Origin of the sequence: Acinetobacter sp. Marseille-Q1618 (assembly GCF_902809855.1) — a bacterium.
Taxonomy (GTDB): Bacteria; Pseudomonadota; Gammaproteobacteria; order Pseudomonadales; family Moraxellaceae; genus Acinetobacter.
The window spans coordinates 641,447-658,135 of the sequence record NZ_CADDWJ010000001.1; the positions used below are offsets into that span (position 1 = coordinate 641,447).

Annotated in this window: 19 protein-coding genes; 10 read left to right on the forward strand and 9 right to left on the reverse strand. The window is 35.1% G+C overall.

Annotation, left to right across the window (positions count from 1 at the left end; translation table 11 throughout):
• Window positions 1-233: 233 nt before the first annotated feature.
• Window positions 234-341 carry a hypothetical protein gene (locus tag HUS24_RS16995; RefSeq protein ID WP_254433793.1) on the forward strand — a complete coding sequence of 36 codons (108 nt, stop codon included), beginning with the start codon at window positions 234-236 and terminating at the stop codon, window positions 339-341.
• Between the two features lie 158 nt (window positions 342-499).
• On the opposite strand, the gene HUS24_RS02920 is transcribed toward HUS24_RS16995, so the two are convergent.
• The gene (locus HUS24_RS02920) at window positions 500-1,771 is read right to left on the reverse strand and encodes a mechanosensitive ion channel family protein (protein ID WP_173910543.1); all 1,272 of its coding nucleotides are present in this window, start codon (window positions 1,769-1,771) and stop codon (window positions 500-502) included.
• A gap of 318 nt (window positions 1,772-2,089) precedes the next feature.
• On the opposite strand from HUS24_RS02920, the gene HUS24_RS02925 reads away from it, so the two are divergent.
• From HUS24_RS02925 to HUS24_RS17000, 8 genes are all read left to right on the forward strand, one after another.
• Complete coding sequence (locus HUS24_RS02925; protein ID WP_173910544.1) at window positions 2,090-2,428, forward strand: hypothetical protein; 339 nt, start codon at window positions 2,090-2,092, stop codon at window positions 2,426-2,428.
• A 114-nt stretch (window positions 2,429-2,542) separates the two neighbouring features.
• Complete coding sequence (locus HUS24_RS02930; protein ID WP_173910545.1) at window positions 2,543-3,520, forward strand: tetratricopeptide repeat protein; 978 nt, start codon at window positions 2,543-2,545, stop codon at window positions 3,518-3,520.
• Between the two features lie 110 nt (window positions 3,521-3,630).
• The gene (locus HUS24_RS02935) at window positions 3,631-4,260 is read left to right on the forward strand and encodes a 2'-5' RNA ligase family protein (RefSeq protein WP_173910546.1); all 630 of its coding nucleotides are present in this window, start codon (window positions 3,631-3,633) and stop codon (window positions 4,258-4,260) included.
• Entirely contained in the window at window positions 4,257-4,802 is a 546-nt protein-coding gene (gene cobU / locus HUS24_RS02940; protein WP_173910547.1) for a bifunctional adenosylcobinamide kinase/adenosylcobinamide-phosphate guanylyltransferase, read from the forward strand. The genes HUS24_RS02935 and cobU overlap by 4 nt, the downstream gene beginning before the upstream one ends.
• The gene (gene cobT, locus HUS24_RS02945) at window positions 4,799-5,851 is read left to right on the forward strand and encodes a nicotinate-nucleotide--dimethylbenzimidazole phosphoribosyltransferase (protein ID WP_173910548.1); all 1,053 of its coding nucleotides are present in this window, start codon (window positions 4,799-4,801) and stop codon (window positions 5,849-5,851) included. The genes cobU and cobT overlap by 4 nt, the downstream gene beginning before the upstream one ends.
• A 40-nt stretch (window positions 5,852-5,891) precedes the next feature.
• Entirely contained in the window at window positions 5,892-6,524 is a 633-nt protein-coding gene (locus HUS24_RS02950) for a histidine phosphatase family protein (RefSeq protein WP_173910549.1), read from the forward strand.
• Between the two features lies 1 nt (window position 6,525).
• Window positions 6,526-7,266 carry an adenosylcobinamide-GDP ribazoletransferase gene (locus HUS24_RS02955; protein WP_173910550.1) on the forward strand — a complete coding sequence of 247 codons (741 nt, stop codon included), beginning with the start codon at window positions 6,526-6,528 and terminating at the stop codon, window positions 7,264-7,266.
• A gap of 83 nt (window positions 7,267-7,349) precedes the next feature.
• On the forward strand, window positions 7,350-7,496 hold the full coding sequence (locus tag HUS24_RS17000; RefSeq protein ID WP_302476100.1) for a DUF5713 family protein: 147 nt from the start codon (window positions 7,350-7,352) through the stop codon (window positions 7,494-7,496).
• 63 nt (window positions 7,497-7,559) lie between these two features.
• On the opposite strand, the gene HUS24_RS02960 is transcribed toward HUS24_RS17000, so the two are convergent.
• Together HUS24_RS02960 and HUS24_RS02965 are read right to left on the reverse strand one after the other, a co-directional pair.
• Complete coding sequence (locus HUS24_RS02960; RefSeq protein WP_173910551.1) at window positions 7,560-8,255, reverse strand: LrgB family protein; 696 nt, start codon at window positions 8,253-8,255, stop codon at window positions 7,560-7,562.
• A complete protein-coding gene (locus tag HUS24_RS02965) occupies window positions 8,246-8,704 on the reverse strand; it encodes a CidA/LrgA family protein (RefSeq protein ID WP_173910552.1) in 459 nt (152 codons plus the stop codon). Before HUS24_RS02965 ends, HUS24_RS02960 begins: the two co-directional genes overlap by 10 nt.
• Window positions 8,705-8,803: 99 nt before the next feature.
• Between HUS24_RS02965 and HUS24_RS02970 the strand changes: the two genes are divergently transcribed.
• A complete protein-coding gene (locus HUS24_RS02970; protein ID WP_173910553.1) occupies window positions 8,804-9,703 on the forward strand; it encodes a LysR substrate-binding domain-containing protein in 900 nt (299 codons plus the stop codon).
• 254 nt (window positions 9,704-9,957) lie between these two features.
• Here the strand turns inward: HUS24_RS02970 and HUS24_RS02975 are convergent, their stop codons facing one another.
• From HUS24_RS02975 to HUS24_RS03000, 6 genes are all read right to left on the reverse strand, one after another.
• Window positions 9,958-10,770, reverse strand: coding sequence for an alpha/beta fold hydrolase (locus tag HUS24_RS02975; protein WP_173910554.1), 813 nt, complete (start codon window positions 10,768-10,770; stop codon window positions 9,958-9,960).
• 18 nt (window positions 10,771-10,788) lie between these two features.
• Window positions 10,789-11,538: a hypothetical protein gene (locus tag HUS24_RS02980; protein WP_173910555.1), complete on the reverse strand. Its 750-nt coding sequence runs from the start codon at window positions 11,536-11,538 to the stop codon at window positions 10,789-10,791.
• 844 nt (window positions 11,539-12,382) lie between these two features.
• Window positions 12,383-13,012 (reverse strand): 3-oxoacid CoA-transferase subunit B, encoded by a 630-nt coding sequence (locus tag HUS24_RS02985; RefSeq protein ID WP_173910556.1) that lies wholly within the window; start codon window positions 13,010-13,012, stop codon window positions 12,383-12,385.
• A 4-nt stretch (window positions 13,013-13,016) separates the two neighbouring features.
• Window positions 13,017-13,721 carry a CoA transferase subunit A gene (locus tag HUS24_RS02990; protein ID WP_173910557.1) on the reverse strand — a complete coding sequence of 235 codons (705 nt, stop codon included), beginning with the start codon at window positions 13,719-13,721 and terminating at the stop codon, window positions 13,017-13,019.
• Window positions 13,722-13,780: 59 nt separating this feature from the next.
• On the reverse strand, window positions 13,781-14,698 hold the full coding sequence (locus HUS24_RS02995; protein WP_173910558.1) for a hydroxymethylglutaryl-CoA lyase: 918 nt from the start codon (window positions 14,696-14,698) through the stop codon (window positions 13,781-13,783).
• Entirely contained in the window at window positions 14,695-16,689 is a 1,995-nt protein-coding gene (locus tag HUS24_RS03000) for an acetyl/propionyl/methylcrotonyl-CoA carboxylase subunit alpha (protein ID WP_173910559.1), read from the reverse strand. Before HUS24_RS03000 ends, HUS24_RS02995 begins: the two co-directional genes overlap by 4 nt.

A 16,689-nucleotide genomic window follows, 5' to 3' on the forward strand; every position in this document is an offset into this window, starting at 1 on the left:
TTTTTATGTAAATAAATGTAGCTAATGCAAATAGGAATTTATTTCATTTTAGTATTTTTACATTTATATGTATGTGTATAATAATTTAAGTAATTGATTTATATTTAGTATTTTAATAGTAAAGATAAAGTGAAATATACAGTATTTGTTAAATTTGAATTTGAGTGTAAGTGTGCATTTCTATGAATTATTGTATAATTTATGTGAATTTGTTTGATATGCTGTTGCTTTTTATGAACATTGTTAAATTTTTAGTCAGTTTTAATACGGTTAATACATATTTAATCTTAGCAATTTGTGCGTTATGTGCAATTTGTGGTTATTTTTATTTGAATCCGTAATTCTCTCAAAAACTAAAAAAGCCTGTTTTTATACAGGTTTTTTTGTCCATAAATTTACAATTTAATAAATATTAAATCAAGGTAAGTATCTGATTTTTTTAAATTAAATAACTTTTAATTTCATTGCACTCAAACAGAGTGCAATGAATGAATTAGATTTAAGATGAAAAATGCTGCTCATTTCTCTGAGCATTATTTTGATGATATAAGGCTTGTAGATCTGTACCTGATGGCGCTTGATAAATTTTCAAGCCAAACTCAGGCAGGATCGCCATTAAATGATCAAAAATATCGGATTGAATCATTTCATAGTCGCCCCATATTGTCGTATTGGCAAAGGCATAAATCTCTAAAGGTAAACCTTCACTCGTAGGTTGTAACTGACGAACCATAATGGTTTGATTTTGAGAAATGCCTGAATGTTGCTTTAAATAAGCGGTTACATAGGCACGGAAAGTTCCAATATTAGTTAAACGGCGTTGATTAAAAGCAGCATCATTTAAAAATTGTTGATTAAACTCTTTCAGTTCATTCTGTTTTTCATCTAAATAATGATCTAATAATAAAAAAGATTGTAGCTTTTTCTGTTCTTGGGCACTCAGAAAATGGACGCTGTTTTGGTCTATGAAAATAGCACGTTTAATCCGTCTCGCGCCTAATTGCTTCATTCCACGCCAATTTTTAAAAGTATCGGTCACTAATTTATTGGTAGGAATGGTGGTAAACGTTTTATCAAAATTTTGAACAGTGATCGTATGTAATGACATATCAATGACATCACCATCAGCATTTAAAGATGGCATTTCGATCCAATCGCCAATACGCACCATGTCATACGATGAAATTTGTACGGAAGCAACCAAAGATAAAATCGTATTTTGAAAAACCAACATCAATACTGCAGCCATTGCACCAAAGCCTGCCAGTAAACTAAAGACATCTTTTTTCAGGAAGGTACCTAAGATCAATAAAGCACAAACAATATAAATAATCAGTTTCACTAACTGTAAATAGCCCTTAATCGGCTTATTACGTGACTTCGGGTTTTTTTGATAAACTATATTGAAAATACTTAAACATTCACTAATCGCAAGGGCAATGGTCAAAAATATAAATGCTTGTCCAAGCATTTGAATCAGTGTGATGACTTTTTCAGATAAATGTGGAACCGTAGGAATCCCGTTAATAATGACAATGGCAGGAACAATATTCGCCACTCTACGAATAACATTGTGTTCTGATAAAACCTCACTATTAGCAAATTTTAATTTTAAAATAAGTTTACGAATACCACGAACTACAACTTGTTTTGCGATAAAATTTGCCAATACAGCAAAAAAAATCAGAAGGCTGAGCGAGGTCAACATCTCTAACCACGGATATTGATCTGACCAATCCTGAATGTTTTGGATAAAAGCAAACTTTTCCAAAAGAGAAAACCTCTATTTTATGTGATAATTGTTATTCTATTGATTTATAATGACAATATCCTTGTTGATAACGATATAGCTACATTTAGTTAACTTTTCTCACTTAAAAATGATTTTTTTGATGTAAATAAAGGTGCATGCTTGTAAATAGAATTAAATAGCCTAAGTAACCAATTAGTGTTGAAATTGAAAAATTACTTTTGTTTAACTTAAAAAATGATTATCATAATAGACTCGAAGTTTAAAATAAAAAATGTTAAATTTTAATAGTTTAACTCGTTATGATTTATCATTCACTTAAAACAGATAAGAAATAATATGCTTATAAAATCTAAACCTTTATTATTTATCTTATTTATTTCTATCATTTTTTTAATTTTATTTAATTCACAAAAAAACAAAGACGGTTTAGATCAGTCGCTTGAACTTATTCATTTTTATGCTTTACAAGGACGACCTGATGCGCAATTCGAGTTAGCAACACGGATCGAACAAGCAGTTCAAAATCAAACACAATTATCAGATCAACAAATATTTCCCAAAAAACTTTTGGATTTTAGTTATCAATTATTTTTTGATCATTCGAGTGCTGAACCTAGTGTTTTAGATCGATTCTTTGAACCAATATACAGTAATTCAGCGGAAGCTTTAGCATAGTATCAAGTCGCTGCAGCGCAAGGACATAAAGATGCGCAAACCAAATTAGCAAACTATTATTATAATGATGGTCGAGGTCCTCATTTCGAACAGGCATTTCCTTGGATTTCTATTTTGGCGAAAAGAGGTGATGCTTTTGCTCAAGCTCAATTGGGTTGGTTATATTTTTCAGGTTCAGGCGTAGAACAAAACTATAGGTTGGCTCATCAATGGTTTTTAAAAGCAGGTTTACAGGGAAATCGTAGTTCATCTGCATATCTGGCTTGGATGTATTTAAATGCACAAGGCACGCAAGGCAATAATACAGAAGCTTTTAAATGGTATGAAAAGGCAGCACAGTATGGTGATGAAGAGGCAAAGATGATCACCATTGCCATGTATAAACTCGGTGTAGGCACAGAAAAAAATATTGAAAAATCTGAATATTGGAAAAATAAAGTTAAACAAACGGGAGATCAAAATTTTGACCTTCATTATCAACTCAATGATTATGAATATAAGTTGTTATATTTCGCAAAGATCAATGAGGAAAATAAGGACAAGTATATTAGCAATGAATTTTATCAAAAATATAATTTAGCTTTAGACTATAAAAACTCATCAGATAGTAATAAGCAACGTGCATTTGAAATTTTTAATGAGTTATTGGCAAGCCATAAAAATCGAGCAAATGTTCAATACCAAATTGCAGAACTATATGAGAAAGGTGTAGGTACAGCGAAGGATATACATAAAGCCATTGAATTTTATGAACTGGCAGCCGCACAAAATGATGTGATGGCATTATTACGTTTGGGCGATCTTTATTTTACTGGAGATGCTATAGCGCAAGACTTTACACAGGCTTTGTTTTGGTATCGAAAAATAGAAGCATTAGGACAACAACATGTCCACATGAAGCTAGGCGATATGTATATGAAGGGCTTAGGTGTGGCAAAAGATCCGAAAAAAGCTTTTCAGTATTACTTACCTTTAGCAGAACAAGGTCATGAAGAAGCGATGAGAATAGTCGCACATTGTTATGAAAATGGTATTGGTACACCTGAAAATTTAAAAAAGGCACAAAAAATCAAAGCAAAGCTTAGAATTTAAACAGATATGAAGAGAATTCATTTTTAAGTTGAAGATTACTCAAGCGTGATTTGAAATAATTCTATTAATTTATGTTCTAATATATATCTCCATTTATGTAAAAAATCATTGTGCTTCTACAACCTTTATCACATGCCATTCCGACACTTTCTCATGACTATGCTGAATGGCATCAGGGCAGAGAAAATTATGCATTGTGGTATATCGAAATTACAGAACCCACATTATTAAAATATTTGAATAGATTGCGAGAACACTTTTCAGCATTTTTATTTCAACCCAACATTCGCCAATTTCACATTACCTTATTTATTTGTGGATTTTTAACACAAAATAATCCTGTTTTAAATGATGATTTTCCCACATTACATTTAGAACAACAGATTCAAGAGATTATTCAGCAAGCATTTAAAAGCTTTAAGGTTTCTACTGGAAATATTCAAAGTTTTGATAGTGCATTATTTGTTGAAGTTCTTGATCTTAAAAATAGCCTAAGTAATATTAGAACTTTACTTGCAAAAAATCATAGCGAAATTGCTGCCTTGCAATATCTACCTCACATTACCTTAGGACTTTACAATCAAGCATACAGTGCAACTCAAATTTTTCAGACCATTGAAAATATTCCGCAAAAACATTTTGAAATTAACATTGAGCATTTAACATTTGGTTACTACAAAGCCAAAATTATTCAAGGGCAATTATTTGCTCACCAACATATTCACTTGAGTTCACTATGATTCAACTTATTTTAGGTGGCGCACGTTCAGGAAAAAGTCGTTTAGCAGAACAGTTTGCTCAAACATCGCCATTTGAAGTGACTTATATTGCGACAGCGCAAGCGTGGGATGCAGAAATGCAATCTCGTATTCAACATCATCAAAATCAGCGACCTACAGACTGGAATGTAGTTGAAGAACCAATTTATTTAGCAGATTTATTAGAGCAAATAGATCAGCCGAATCATGTGATTTTGGTAGATTGTTTAACATTATGGATGACTAATTTATTGTTGAAACAAGATGAGAATTCACAAAATGTCGAAAATGCCGAATTACAGATTCAAGAGTGTGAAAAGTTATTAAAAATATTACCGACTTTACAAGCACACATTATTTTAGTGAGTAATGAAACAGGACTTGGTGTCATCCCGATAGGTGAAATTAGTCGCAAATTCGTAGATGAATCAGGTCGTTTACATCAACAACTCGGAAAAATTGCTGATCAAGTGATTTTTTGTGTGGCAGGTTTTCCAATGTATTTGAAAGGAGATAAACAGTGAATTGGTGGTTAGAGGCATGTAAAAATCCAAGTGTTATTGCAAAACAGCAGGCAGAACAACGCCAACTGCAACTGACCAAACCGACTGGTTCACTTTCAACTTTGGAAAATGTCGCTGTACAATTAGCAAGTTTACAAGATCAAGCCAAGCCAAATGTTGATTTTCCTTGGATTTGTATTTTTGCTGGCGATCATGGTGTGATGGAAGAAAATATTTCTGCCTATCCGCAAGCCGTAACACGCCAAATGTTGCAAAATTTTACCACTGGTGGTGCTTGCATTAGTGTGATTGCGAAAGAATACAATGCCAAATTACAAGTCATTGACTGTGGTTCTGTAGGTGATCCGTATGAGTATCAAGGGGTTGAGCGACATTGTATTGCACAAGGTACAGCAAATTTTGCAAAAACAGTCGCGATGAATGAAGCCCAATGTCAAGCAGCTATGCAACTGGGGAAAAATAGTGTGGATCAGGCTTTTGCACAAAATGCTTCGATTTATGTGGCTGGTGAAATGGGCATTGGCAACACTTGTTCAGCATCGGCAGTTGCGTGTTTTTTATTGAATGAATCTGCTGAAAAATTAACAGGTGTAGGCACAGGTATTCGTGCTGAACAGTTGCAACATAAGAAAAATATTATTGATCAAGCCATCAAGCTTCATCAAGACTATGTAAATGGTGATGCTTTTAGGGCACTTTGTGCGGTCGGCGGTTTAGAAATTGCGGCGATGACAGGGGCATATATTCGCTGTGCGCAAGTTGGTTTGCCAATGGTCGTAGATGGATTTATCAGTAGTGTAGCTGCATTGATCGCTGTTCGTTTAAACCCACAAGTTCGTGAATGGATGCTGTTTGGGCATCAATCCGCAGAGTTTGGACATCAACGTTTATTGGCTGAATTAAATGCTGAACCATTATTAAAACTCAATTTACGTTTAGGTGAAGGGAGTGGTGCGGGGGCAGCACTTGGTGTGATTAAACTTGCATGTAGTTTACATAACCATATGGCGACTTTTGCTGAAGCTGCGGTGATTGGTGAAAAAGTTTAATTTTTTGATTATTCAAGTGTTTAAAATTTAGAGTTCTACAATGAAACTGAAGATTGATCTACTTCGACATGGTGAAACGACGTTGAGTCATACTTTAAGAGGCTCAACAAATGACGCTTTAACTGAAATAGGGCAAGCTCAAATGCAAGCAACCATTCAGACTTTTTTAGATCAATCTTCAGGGCATATGGTTTGGCAGGCAATTTTTAGCTCAGATTTGCAGCGCTGTCAGTACTTTGCTGAAAAACTAAGTGAACAATACGATAAATCTTTAGTTATCGAGCCGAATTTACAAGAAATGCATTTTGGCAATTGGGAGGCGCAATCGACACAATGGATTTATGATAATTTTCCAGAACAACTGAGCCAATTTTGGCAAACACCCACTCAATATACTCCCCCTAATGCTGAAACTATGCTGCAATTTAAACATCGAGTTTTACAAGCATTTGCTAATATTCAGCAGCATATGTTAGCCAATCATTGGCAACATGTTTTACTGGTAACGCATGGCGGTGTGATTAAACTGTTAAAATGCTTAGCCACACAACAACACTTAGATGATATTTTAAAAATGTCTGCTGAACTCGGTACATTACATACGTTTGAGCTGGATACAGGTAGCAAAGAAATAAATTATTTATCAAATAATTTTAACGGTAAAGAATTTTAAAATGACACCATTTTTCATTGCATTACAGTTTTTAACAACATTTCCAATTCAGTTAAAAAGTATGCCAAGCCCACAGCAAAATGGACAATCCTTATTATTTTATCCAGTTGTTGGGTTATTAATCGGGCTTATACTATTTTTTATCGCTTATATTTTCCAAAATTTACCCATTATTTTATTGGCTTCCATCATTTTATCTGTTTGGATTTGGTTGACAGGAGGCTTGCATTTAGATGGTTTGGCAGATACTGCTGATGCATGGGTAGGTGGTTTTGGTGACAAAGAGCGAACTTTGGCAATCATGAAAGACCCAAGTTGTGGGCCAATTGGTGTATTAAGTTTAATTATCGTGTGTTTACTTAAATGGTCGGCAATTTATGTGCTTCTTCAACAAAAAATCTTGCTCGCTTTTGTGATATTTCCTATTTTAGGGCGAATCGCTCCTCTGATTTTATTTTTGACTACACCTTATGTTCGAAAAAATGGTTTAGGAACAGCTTTAACAGAATTTATTCCAAAACAATGGGCAATTTTTATTGTTTTGATATGTTTGATTATTCCTGTATATTTTTCATGGATGGGTATATTCAGTAGTTTAATTTTTATTTCATCTTTATTTTATTTACGGTTTAAATTTATCCAAAGAATAGAGGGGATTACAGGAGATACTGTAGGAGCAAGCATTGAAATTTTGGAAATGCTTACATTGTTTAGCTTTGTGGTTTTGAGTTTTTATGTTTAATTTTTTTAGAGTGGGCTAGATTTGATCTAGCATGTTTTAATATAGGAAATTTAAAATAAATCATCTTGTTATAATGATGAAAAATAAATAATTTACAAGCTGCTTTTGCTGAAATTGAAACTGTAATGCGTGATAGCATTGCTATGGATTTTGACTTTACTGCCAAAGCCTATGATTATGAGGATGCTAATGTAGATGAGTTGATGGTGTCTATATTACTAAGCTTGTGATTGAGAAATTTTAGATAGCAACCACCATATTCACAGGATAATTGGCCGTTTTAATTTTCTCGATCAACCTGCAAAATATAAAATCATTTGTACCAAATAAGGTCCAAAAATCACCATAAAAATACCTGCCAAAACCATAGTCAAGCTTGCAACCACACCTTCTTGTTGATGACGCATATAGGCTTTGCTGGTACCAAATCCATGTGCTGCATTCCCTAAAGATGCACCCATGGCAAAGTGTGATTTCAAATGAATCGTTGCTAAGACCACATCACCAAAACACATCCCAATCAATCCTGTAATAATGGTGAACAAAATCACCAATTCCACAGAACCACCAATATGTGCAGTAAGCTCCATCGCAAAAGGTGTAGAAATAGAACGAGCCATTAAGCTATAAGTGGTACTTTGATCAAAATGAAATAATTTTGCCAAATAAAATGCACTCAGCATTCCAGCAAACATCCCAATACAAACGCCCATTGAAATAGCTAAAATATGTTGCTGAATCACTTTGCGATATTCATAAATCGGAATTGCAAATGCGACTGTTGCTGGCCCAAGCATCCATACGATCCATTGACTATCTGCCATATAAGTATCATAGGAAATATGAGCGCTGAGCAAAATCAGCATAATAACTACAGGAACTAAAATCGCAGGTGAAAAAATCAAATATGGAAATTTGCGATAGAGTTTTTTTGCTAAAACATAAGCGATTAGTGTTCCTATAAAACATAAAACTGAAATTAAAGACATTTACGTTGCTCCTGCTCAGTCGCAGATTTTTCACGATGTTGTAAAATCAGTTGTTTAATTTTATTTTCTAATTTAAAACCAAGATGTACACTATACGCAGTAAACACCATCACACAGATTGTGCCAACAAATACTGCAACCAAAAGTTGCCAACCTTCTGTTAAAAATAGATTTTTATACTTCATTAGCCCAATGAAACAGGGAATAAAAAACAGTACCAATTCTGCTAAAATAAATTCAGCACCTGCTTTAATCCATTGCAATTTGAATACACCACTCAACAAGCACAATAATAAAATCATTAAGCCAATAACGGCTGCTGAAATTGGAAGTTTAAATAATTTTTGGACAAAACTTCCGATACTGAGAAAAACTAACAATATACCTATTTGTAAAATGATTTTAGCGATGAACTTTATATTGGAGCTAAAAGTGTGTAAATGAAACATACATTAGGGCTTATAGTGAAGATAGGCATTATTGTATTGTGATTTTTTATGTTAAATTATGAATAATTAAATTATTATTATTCTATGTGGGAATAATTTGTGGATTTAAAAACTTTAAAAATATTTGTGACCATTGTTCAACAACAAAGCTTTAGTATCGCTGCTGAACATTTATATTTAACGCAACCAAGCATAAGTAAAGCGATAAGTAATTTAGAAAATGAATTAAATACTGCATTATTTAAAAAGGGTGAGGCAGGGCGTAAGCGTGAAGTTCAATTAACCTATACGGGGGAATTAATTTATCAACATGCGTTGACCATGTTAGATGAACAACAAAAAATTTATGACACTATTCAACAAGTACAACATCTGAAAAAAGGCAAATTAACCATTGGTTTACCACCGTTGGGTTCAGTGTTATTTAGTTCATTAATTGCATTATTTCATCAACAATATCCTGAGATTGAGCTGAAATTTTTAGAAGTTGGTGCAAATGCAATAGAAGAAGCAATTGCCGCTAAGACGGTGGATGTTGGTATTTTGCTGGGAAATTTAAGACCAAATTTTTCTGCTATTCCTGTTCTAGATTCTCCTATGTATTTACTTTCTAGCAAGCATTCAAAGTGGAAAAATAGAGTAAATGTTGACTTGATTGAATTGAAAAATGAATCATTTCTATTGTATGAGGATTCATTCACCTTAAATAAAGTGATTATTGATGCTGCGCATTCTGTTGGATTTGATCCACATGTCGTGTGTAAAAGTGGGCAGTGGGACTTTATTTCAAAAATGGTTGAATTGGATATGGGGCTAGCGCTGTTACCTAAAATTTATTGTGATCAATTAGATACAGAACGATTTAATATTGCGCTATTGACTGAACCAAACTTACATTGGACATTACGTATGGCATGGAATACTTCTGTGGCAATGAGCCCAGCGACTCGTGCTTGGTTAAATATTGTTCATAAAAATCGTGATAAAATTCATTTTTAAGATCTGATGAATTTTAAATAATTAGATCTTAAAATCAATGGATTAATAATTTTAATGTGTGTTTATCGCTAAAATAAAAATAAGGCTCTAAACTCAATTTTGTATATTTAAAAAAACTGATAAAAAACAAGTTGAAGATCCACAAAAATCGCAACGCATGCAATTAGCTGTTAAATTTCAGTAGAAGCGTCAAGCAATGCTTTTTATCATAACCGTTGTATTACTGACAGTATGGGCTTATGTGATTTATGTATTTAGCCATAAATAAATTGCTCTACGATATTTACAACTTCTTCAGGTTGTTTGAGCCAAACACTGTGTTGATTGCCCTTTAAGGTTTGACTCAGATCAAGTTGTAAAATATGTGGATTTTTAAAGTAATGACTGAGTCCAAGTGTAGATGACATTGGTGCAAAATCATCATGAATAAACTGTATAAATAACGCTTCATTTTCAGAAAGCGTTTCTTCTGCCAAGATATGTCGATAATTCCCTGTAAAAATCACTTTTGACCAATCCTGCATTAACGTTTTGGCTTCTTTCTGTCCAAAACCGACTTTATGACCTGCGAGATAGCCATCTTTTAAAATCATACTATTAAAAATAGCTGCAGCTTTTAAAATATTAAATTTTCCTTTGATATTCCAATATCTTAACCCAATATTACCTGTAGCAATACCGATGACTTTAATTTGATGATGCTGTGCGTATAATGTAGCTAAATGCCCACCTAAACTGTGGCCCAATAAAACAGGTGTTTGTGATGAAATTTCTTGTGCGATTTGCACGAGTTGGGGGATAAAATAACCCAATAAGTCAGCATAACCAAAATCAAATGTTGCAGAAACTTGTGGGCTATTACGTCCACAGCCAGGATAATCTGCGGCAATGACATTTAAACCTTGTGCAACTAATTGCTGAATAAGTTTTTCATATTTTTGAATTGCAACACCCAGTGCTGGTAAAATAATAACGACATGTTGTTGCTGAGGAATTTGATAAACATCCACTAAAATCGGATCGCTCTGTGGAAATGTAATATGGCGTTGTAAATAAGTTTTGTTCATCGTCATCTTTCCTTGTATTTATTTGCGATTGAGTTGCAACATTAACTTTAAGCCCAAAGTACTTAGTAATGCAGTTCTAGAATGTGGATGTTGCTGAGTTTCTTGTTTAATCAAATCTTGAAAACGTGTTTTAAAATGATCTTTAGGATAGTGCGCTAAGATTTCAGAATAATAACTTTGGGCAATTAAATGAGGCTGCGTACCGATTACATCATAAGCAGTGGCTTGTTGTAACAGTAAAACTTCTTTGGCGATCTTCTGATCATTTTCATCTAAATATCCATTCATATGTAAACAAATGGCATCTGAAATTTGGTGAGTTTTATATTCTGGATAATCATGCCGTTGACACAAATGCTCTGAACGTAAGGCACTTTCAAATGTAAAGCATTGGCAGCTTTGATATTCGACTTGGTGATCAACTAAGCCTACATCATGCATTAAACTTGCGATTAAAAAGTTTTCATCATCAAATTGCCATTGTTTTGCATGGGCAATGGCAACACCCCAAAAGAAACAACGCCAAGAATGTTGAATGATTTCACGTGATTTGGTTTGTTCTAATTCTGAAATAGCTTCTTTAACTATAGCGGTGTCAGGGATATGAATATTGCTTAAAGTTAAATCACTTTGTAATACAGATCTAGAGAATTTTGACTGAACAAAACTCAGTGTTGCGGGCAACATCACCGTTTTCATCAATGTTATTTTGTCTTTAAAATTTAACTTGCCTTGCGTAAGTGTCATCCACTCTCGATCACCAATCATTTTTATGCCTTTTATTAAAATTAGAGTAATTACTCTAATTATTGTGCAAGAATATTCTTGAAAATGCAATTCTTTAAAATAAATGTAAGTTCAGTGAAATTTGAGCTGGTTTTATGCACTGCATGATTGAGTTTTAAAACGACATTTGTATAAATTTTTAGGCGAATAGTTATAATTAAGCTTATATAAATAAAGTAATTTTTAATGAGATATTGATCAGATTAGGCAGCATTAATATTACTGCTAGTTAAAGCAATCATTAATATCTTGCAAAGAGTACTTCTCAAGAGCAATAAAAAATTTTGACTCTTTTGTTGATCTCTTGCTTACCGTTCAAAAGAGTCGCATGGTTTACACAAATTTATTTTAATATAAAAATAACAGCGAACATTTAGATCAATATTTATTGAGCACATTGAATTTATTCGATTAATCCAATAACTTTTATGCTTTGACAAGTAAATTATCTATTTACTTTGATAGAATAAATTCCCAAATAATATAACCTAAACTAAAACCTAAAAGTGAATAAGCTGTAATAATGAAAAATACAAAACTTGCTTTATTTTTCTTTCTTAAAAAACTCATTGCAATCAACCTTTATTCAGATGATGTTTCATTTTGAAGTATTTTCTAGAAAATGAAAGATATAAAAACACTTAAAAAAACTATAACAGATTGGGGGTTTTTGTAGCTATTTTAGTAATTTTTTATCTCATTTATATTGGATTTTACGATGTTGTATCAATTTAAAAATTAGTCATCTTCTTATAAAAGCGAAGCAAATCATTCTTTGCTTTTGAAACAAAGAATGATGTTAAAAATTAAAATGTGTTGAGAAAATCTATTTTAAGAGAGTCACACCCGTCACTTTTTGAACGTCTTCAAAGCTTACGCCTTCAGCAAGTTCAACCAGTTTGATGCCATTTTCGGTCACATCAAATACGCCTAAGTCCGAAATGATTCGGTCTACCACTGCTTTACCAGTCAGTGGCAAGCTGCAATCTTTCACAATTTTAGCTGAACCATCTTTGGCAGAGTGTTCCATGAGTACGACAACACGCTGTACGCCTGCAACCAAATCCATTGCACCGCCCATACCTTTGACTTTTTTACCTGGAATCATCCAGTTGGCTAAGTCGCCTGTTTCAGAAACTTCCATTGCACCTAAAATTGCAATATTAACTTTGCCGCCACGAATCATGGCAAATGATTGAGAGCTTGAGAAAAAAGAAGCTCCTGCACGCGCAGTGACCGTTTGCTTGCCTGCATTGATCAGGTCTGCATCTACGGTTTCTTGTGTTGGAAATTCACCGATGCCTAATAAACCATTTTCAGACTGTAGCCAAACATCCATATTTTCAGGAATATAGTTTGCCACAAGCGTTGGTAAACCGATGCCTAAATTGACATAAAAACCATTTTCAAGTTCTTTTGCGGCACGTTGTGCCATTTCATTGCGTGTCCATGCCATGAGCTTATCCCTCTGATTTTAATGTCAATTGTTCAATACGTTTTTCAGGTTGCGCATTGACAATAATACGATGCACATAGATTCCTGGAAGATGTACGTGATCTGGATCAAGTTCACCAACTTCAACCAATTCTTCAACTTCAACTACAGTGATTTTACCTGCAGTGGCACAGTCAGGGTTAAAGTTACATGCTGTTTTACGGAAAATTAAATTACCAGCTTTATCTGCCTTATAGGCTTTGACCAGTGCGATATCCGCAGTTAGTGATTCTTCAAGAATGTGATCTTTACCATTAAAACTACGTACTTCTTTGCCTTCAGCAATCAGTGTACCTACACCTGCTTGCGTGTAGAAAGCAGGAATGCCTGCGCCACCTGCACGCAGTTTTTCTGCCAAAGTGCCTTGTGGGGTGAGTTCCACTTCAAGTTCACCATTTAAAAACTGGCGTTCAAATTCTTTATTTTCACCGACATAAGACGCGATCATTTTCTTAATTTGTTTGGTTTCAAGGAGTAACCCTAAACCAAAACCATCTACGCCTGCATTGTTGGAAATACAAGTGAGATCTTTGACGCCTGTCGCTTTCAAGGCTGCAATCAGTGCTTCTGGCATACCACATAGACCAAAACCACCAACAGCCAAAGTTTGTCCATCTTGGACGATATCTTTGAGTGCATCATTGGCATTTGCATAGACTTTATTTAGCATATTCCACCTTATTATTACGCTCTTATTCCATTAATATTTTTCAATTATGCTGGTTGATCTCATGAAACACATTGAGTTTGCCAATAGGCATTTGCATAATTTGAAGGATTTGTTCGATTTAAAATTTGGCTGACATTTCGACTGGCTTGCATCAGTGCATCAAGATGAATACCTGTTTCAAAGCCCATTTTTGACAATAAATAATACAAGTCTTCTGTGGATACATTACCCGAAGCACCTTTGGCATAAGGACAACCACCCAGTCCTGCAATGGAGGAGTCAAAGACACGGATACCTTGTTCAAGCGATTGATAAATATTGGCAATTGCCATGCCGTAGGTATTGTGAAAGTGTCCTGCTAAAACTGTGTGATCCAGTTCTGCTAAACACGCATTCCAGACTTTTTTAACACGATCAGGTGTGGCAGTGCCGATGGTTTCACCTAAAGACACTTCATAACAGCCCATGTCATACAAACGTTTGCTCACATAAGCCACTTGTTTTGGATCAATTGCACCTTCATAGGGGCAATCGACAATACAAGATACATAACCACGCACTTTGATGTTGTTGGCTTTGGCTGAGGCTAAAACATCCGCAAACTTTTCAAAACTTTCATCAATTGAACAGTTGATATTTTTACGGGTAAAGCTTTCAGATGCTGCGGTAAAGACCGCAACTTCTTGACAACCTACTGCAAGCGCAGACTCAAAACCTTTGAGATTGGGCGTAAGCAAGCTAAATGTAATATTTGGGTCTTTGGGTAACTCCGCAAACAGTTGATCACTATTTGCCATTTGTGGTACCCATTTTGCTGAAACACAAGAGCCAACTTCAATCGATGTCAGTCCTGTTTGCATCAAGTCCATGATCAAGTTTTTACGCTGCTCAAGCGTTAGCGGTGTTTTCTCATTTTGTAGTCCGTCACGAGGACCAACTTCAACGATTTTAACGAAGTTGTTGTGGGTAACAGTCATGCAACATTCTCCGTTAACGCTTCAAACTCAACTAACTCATCGCCTGCTTTAACTTGATCGCCTGCTTGGAAATAAGCTGCTGCAATGACACCATCATGTGGCGCGCGAATGGTATATTCGATCTTCATTGCTTCAAGTGTCAGTAAAATATCATCTTTTTTCACTTGGTCTTTAGCAGACACAAGGACTTTGGTAATCACACCTGGCATTGGTGCTTTTAAGTTCGCTTCATTCGCTGAGCTGTCTTCATTACTGGTTTTTGCCAAAATTTGTTCAAAAATATAATTTTGAGCATTGGAAAATACAGTCAGGGTTTGAGCATTGCGACTAAAAGCGACTTTTTGTTTTAAACCATTTAGGTCGATTTGTATGGTATTTTCATTCAATAATTGACCAGAGATTTGTAATTGTAAATCTTGATATTCAGCGATGAACTGATCACCCACGGCTCTAAAATTCACTTGAATTTGCGTATCAGCAAGTTTGAGTTTAATCGGATACAGTCCAGTTTGGTTTAAACGCCAAGTCGATTGGTTTTGCCAAACAGGGTTATTGGCGGTTTGGTTTTGTTGAAAACGACTGAGTAACTCGGTAAATGCGGCAGTAATGATCAGATTGGTATCTGCAGTACGGATATTTTTAAATAAAAATTCATCTTCACGTTGAATGAGATTAGTATCTAATTCTGCATTTTTAAATGAATCACAACGAATAATTCGGTCTAAAAATGCAATGTTATTGCCCAAACCTTCGACATGGAAATGTCCAAGCGCATGATGCATTTGTACCAAAGCTTCATCACGGTTTTTACCCCAGACGATCAGTTTTGAAATCATTGGGTCATAATAAGTGGTGATTTCATCACCTTGTACGATGCCGCTATCGACACGAACATGCTCATTTTGTTCAGGATAATGTAGGTAGTGAATTTTACCAATTGCAGGCAAGTAGCCTTTTTCAGGTTCTTCTGCATAGATGCGTGCTTCAATCGCATGACCATTGATGCTAAGTTCATGTTGTAATTTTGGTAATGCTTCACCGCTTGCAACACGCAGTTGCCATTCTACTAAGTCTTGTCCTGTAATCATTTCAGTGACAGGATGTTCAACTTGTAAACGGGTATTCATTTCCATGAAATAGGCTGTACCATCTTGTTCTACAATGAACTCGACTGTTCCAGCACCTACATAATTCACTGCACTGGCTGCATCAATCGCAGCTTTGCGCATCGCCTCTAATTTTTCTTCATTAATTTTTGGCGCAGGTGCTTCTTCGAGTACTTTTTGGTGACGGCGTTGCACAGAGCAATCACGTTCAAATAGATGCACATAGTTGCCGTGTGAGTCACCAAAGACTTGTACTTCGACATGGCGAGGATTCACCACGTAGCGCTCTACCAAAACTTCATCATTACCAAAGCTTGATTTTGCTTCATTTTTACAGGAAGACAGTGCATCTAAAAAGTCAGCTTCACGCTCGACTAAACGCATGCCTTTACCACCACCACCCGCGCTGGCTTTGATTAAAACAGGATAGCCAATACCATCGGCTTGTTGTTTTAAAAAAGCCGCATCCTGATTGCTGCCATGATAACCGGGTGTCAAAGGCACGCCCGCTTTTTCCATCAGTGCTTTTGAGGTTGCCTTAAGTCCCATTGCCAAGATCGCAGCGACAGGTGGACCGATAAACACGATATTATTTTTTTCACAAGCAAGGGCAAATTGGTCATTTTCAGACAAAAAACCATAACCTGGATGAATCGCTTGTGCGCCTGTATCTAAAGCTGCTTGGATAATACGATCGACTTGTAAATAACTTTGTGAAGCAGGGGATTCACCGATATACACCGCTTCATCTGCTTGTTTGACATGTTGTGAATTTGCATCTGCATCTGAGTATACCGCAACCGTTGCAATGCCTAGTTTTTTCGCTGTACGAATCACACGACAAGCAATTTCGCCACGATTGGCAATTAAAATCTTTTCAAACAT

What these genes read in the sequence shown, in the direction of transcription:
- HUS24_RS16995 (WP_254433793.1), top strand. Translation starts at nt 234, where the DNA reads ATGAACATTGTTAAATTTTTAGTCAGTTTTAATACGGTTAATACATAT.
- HUS24_RS02925 (WP_173910544.1), top strand. Translation starts at nt 2,090, where the DNA reads ATGCTTATAAAATCTAAACCTTTATTATTTATCTTATTTATTTCTATC.
- cobU (WP_173910547.1), top strand. Translation starts at nt 4,257, where the DNA reads ATGATTCAACTTATTTTAGGTGGCGCACGTTCAGGAAAAAGTCGTTTA.
- HUS24_RS02950 (WP_173910549.1), top strand. Translation starts at nt 5,892, where the DNA reads ATGAAACTGAAGATTGATCTACTTCGACATGGTGAAACGACGTTGAGT.
- HUS24_RS02955 (WP_173910550.1), top strand. Translation starts at nt 6,526, where the DNA reads ATGACACCATTTTTCATTGCATTACAGTTTTTAACAACATTTCCAATT.
- HUS24_RS02960 (WP_173910551.1), bottom strand. Translation starts at nt 8,255, where the DNA reads ATGTCTTTAATTTCAGTTTTATGTTTTATAGGAACACTAATCGCTTAT.
- HUS24_RS02965 (WP_173910552.1), bottom strand. Translation starts at nt 8,704, where the DNA reads ATGTTTCATTTACACACTTTTAGCTCCAATATAAAGTTCATCGCTAAA.
- HUS24_RS02975 (WP_173910554.1), bottom strand. Translation starts at nt 10,770, where the DNA reads ATGAACAAAACTTATTTACAACGCCATATTACATTTCCACAGAGCGAT.
- HUS24_RS02980 (WP_173910555.1), bottom strand. Translation starts at nt 11,538, where the DNA reads ATGATTGGTGATCGAGAGTGGATGACACTTACGCAAGGCAAGTTAAAT.
- HUS24_RS02985 (WP_173910556.1), bottom strand. Translation starts at nt 13,012, where the DNA reads ATGGCATGGACACGCAATGAAATGGCACAACGTGCCGCAAAAGAACTT.
- HUS24_RS02990 (WP_173910557.1), bottom strand. Translation starts at nt 13,721, where the DNA reads ATGCTAAATAAAGTCTATGCAAATGCCAATGATGCACTCAAAGATATC.
- HUS24_RS02995 (WP_173910558.1), bottom strand. Translation starts at nt 14,698, where the DNA reads ATGACTGTTACCCACAACAACTTCGTTAAAATCGTTGAAGTTGGTCCT.
- HUS24_RS03000 (WP_173910559.1), bottom strand. Translation starts at nt 16,689, where the DNA reads ATGTTTGAAAAGATTTTAATTGCCAATCGTGGCGAAATTGCTTGTCGT.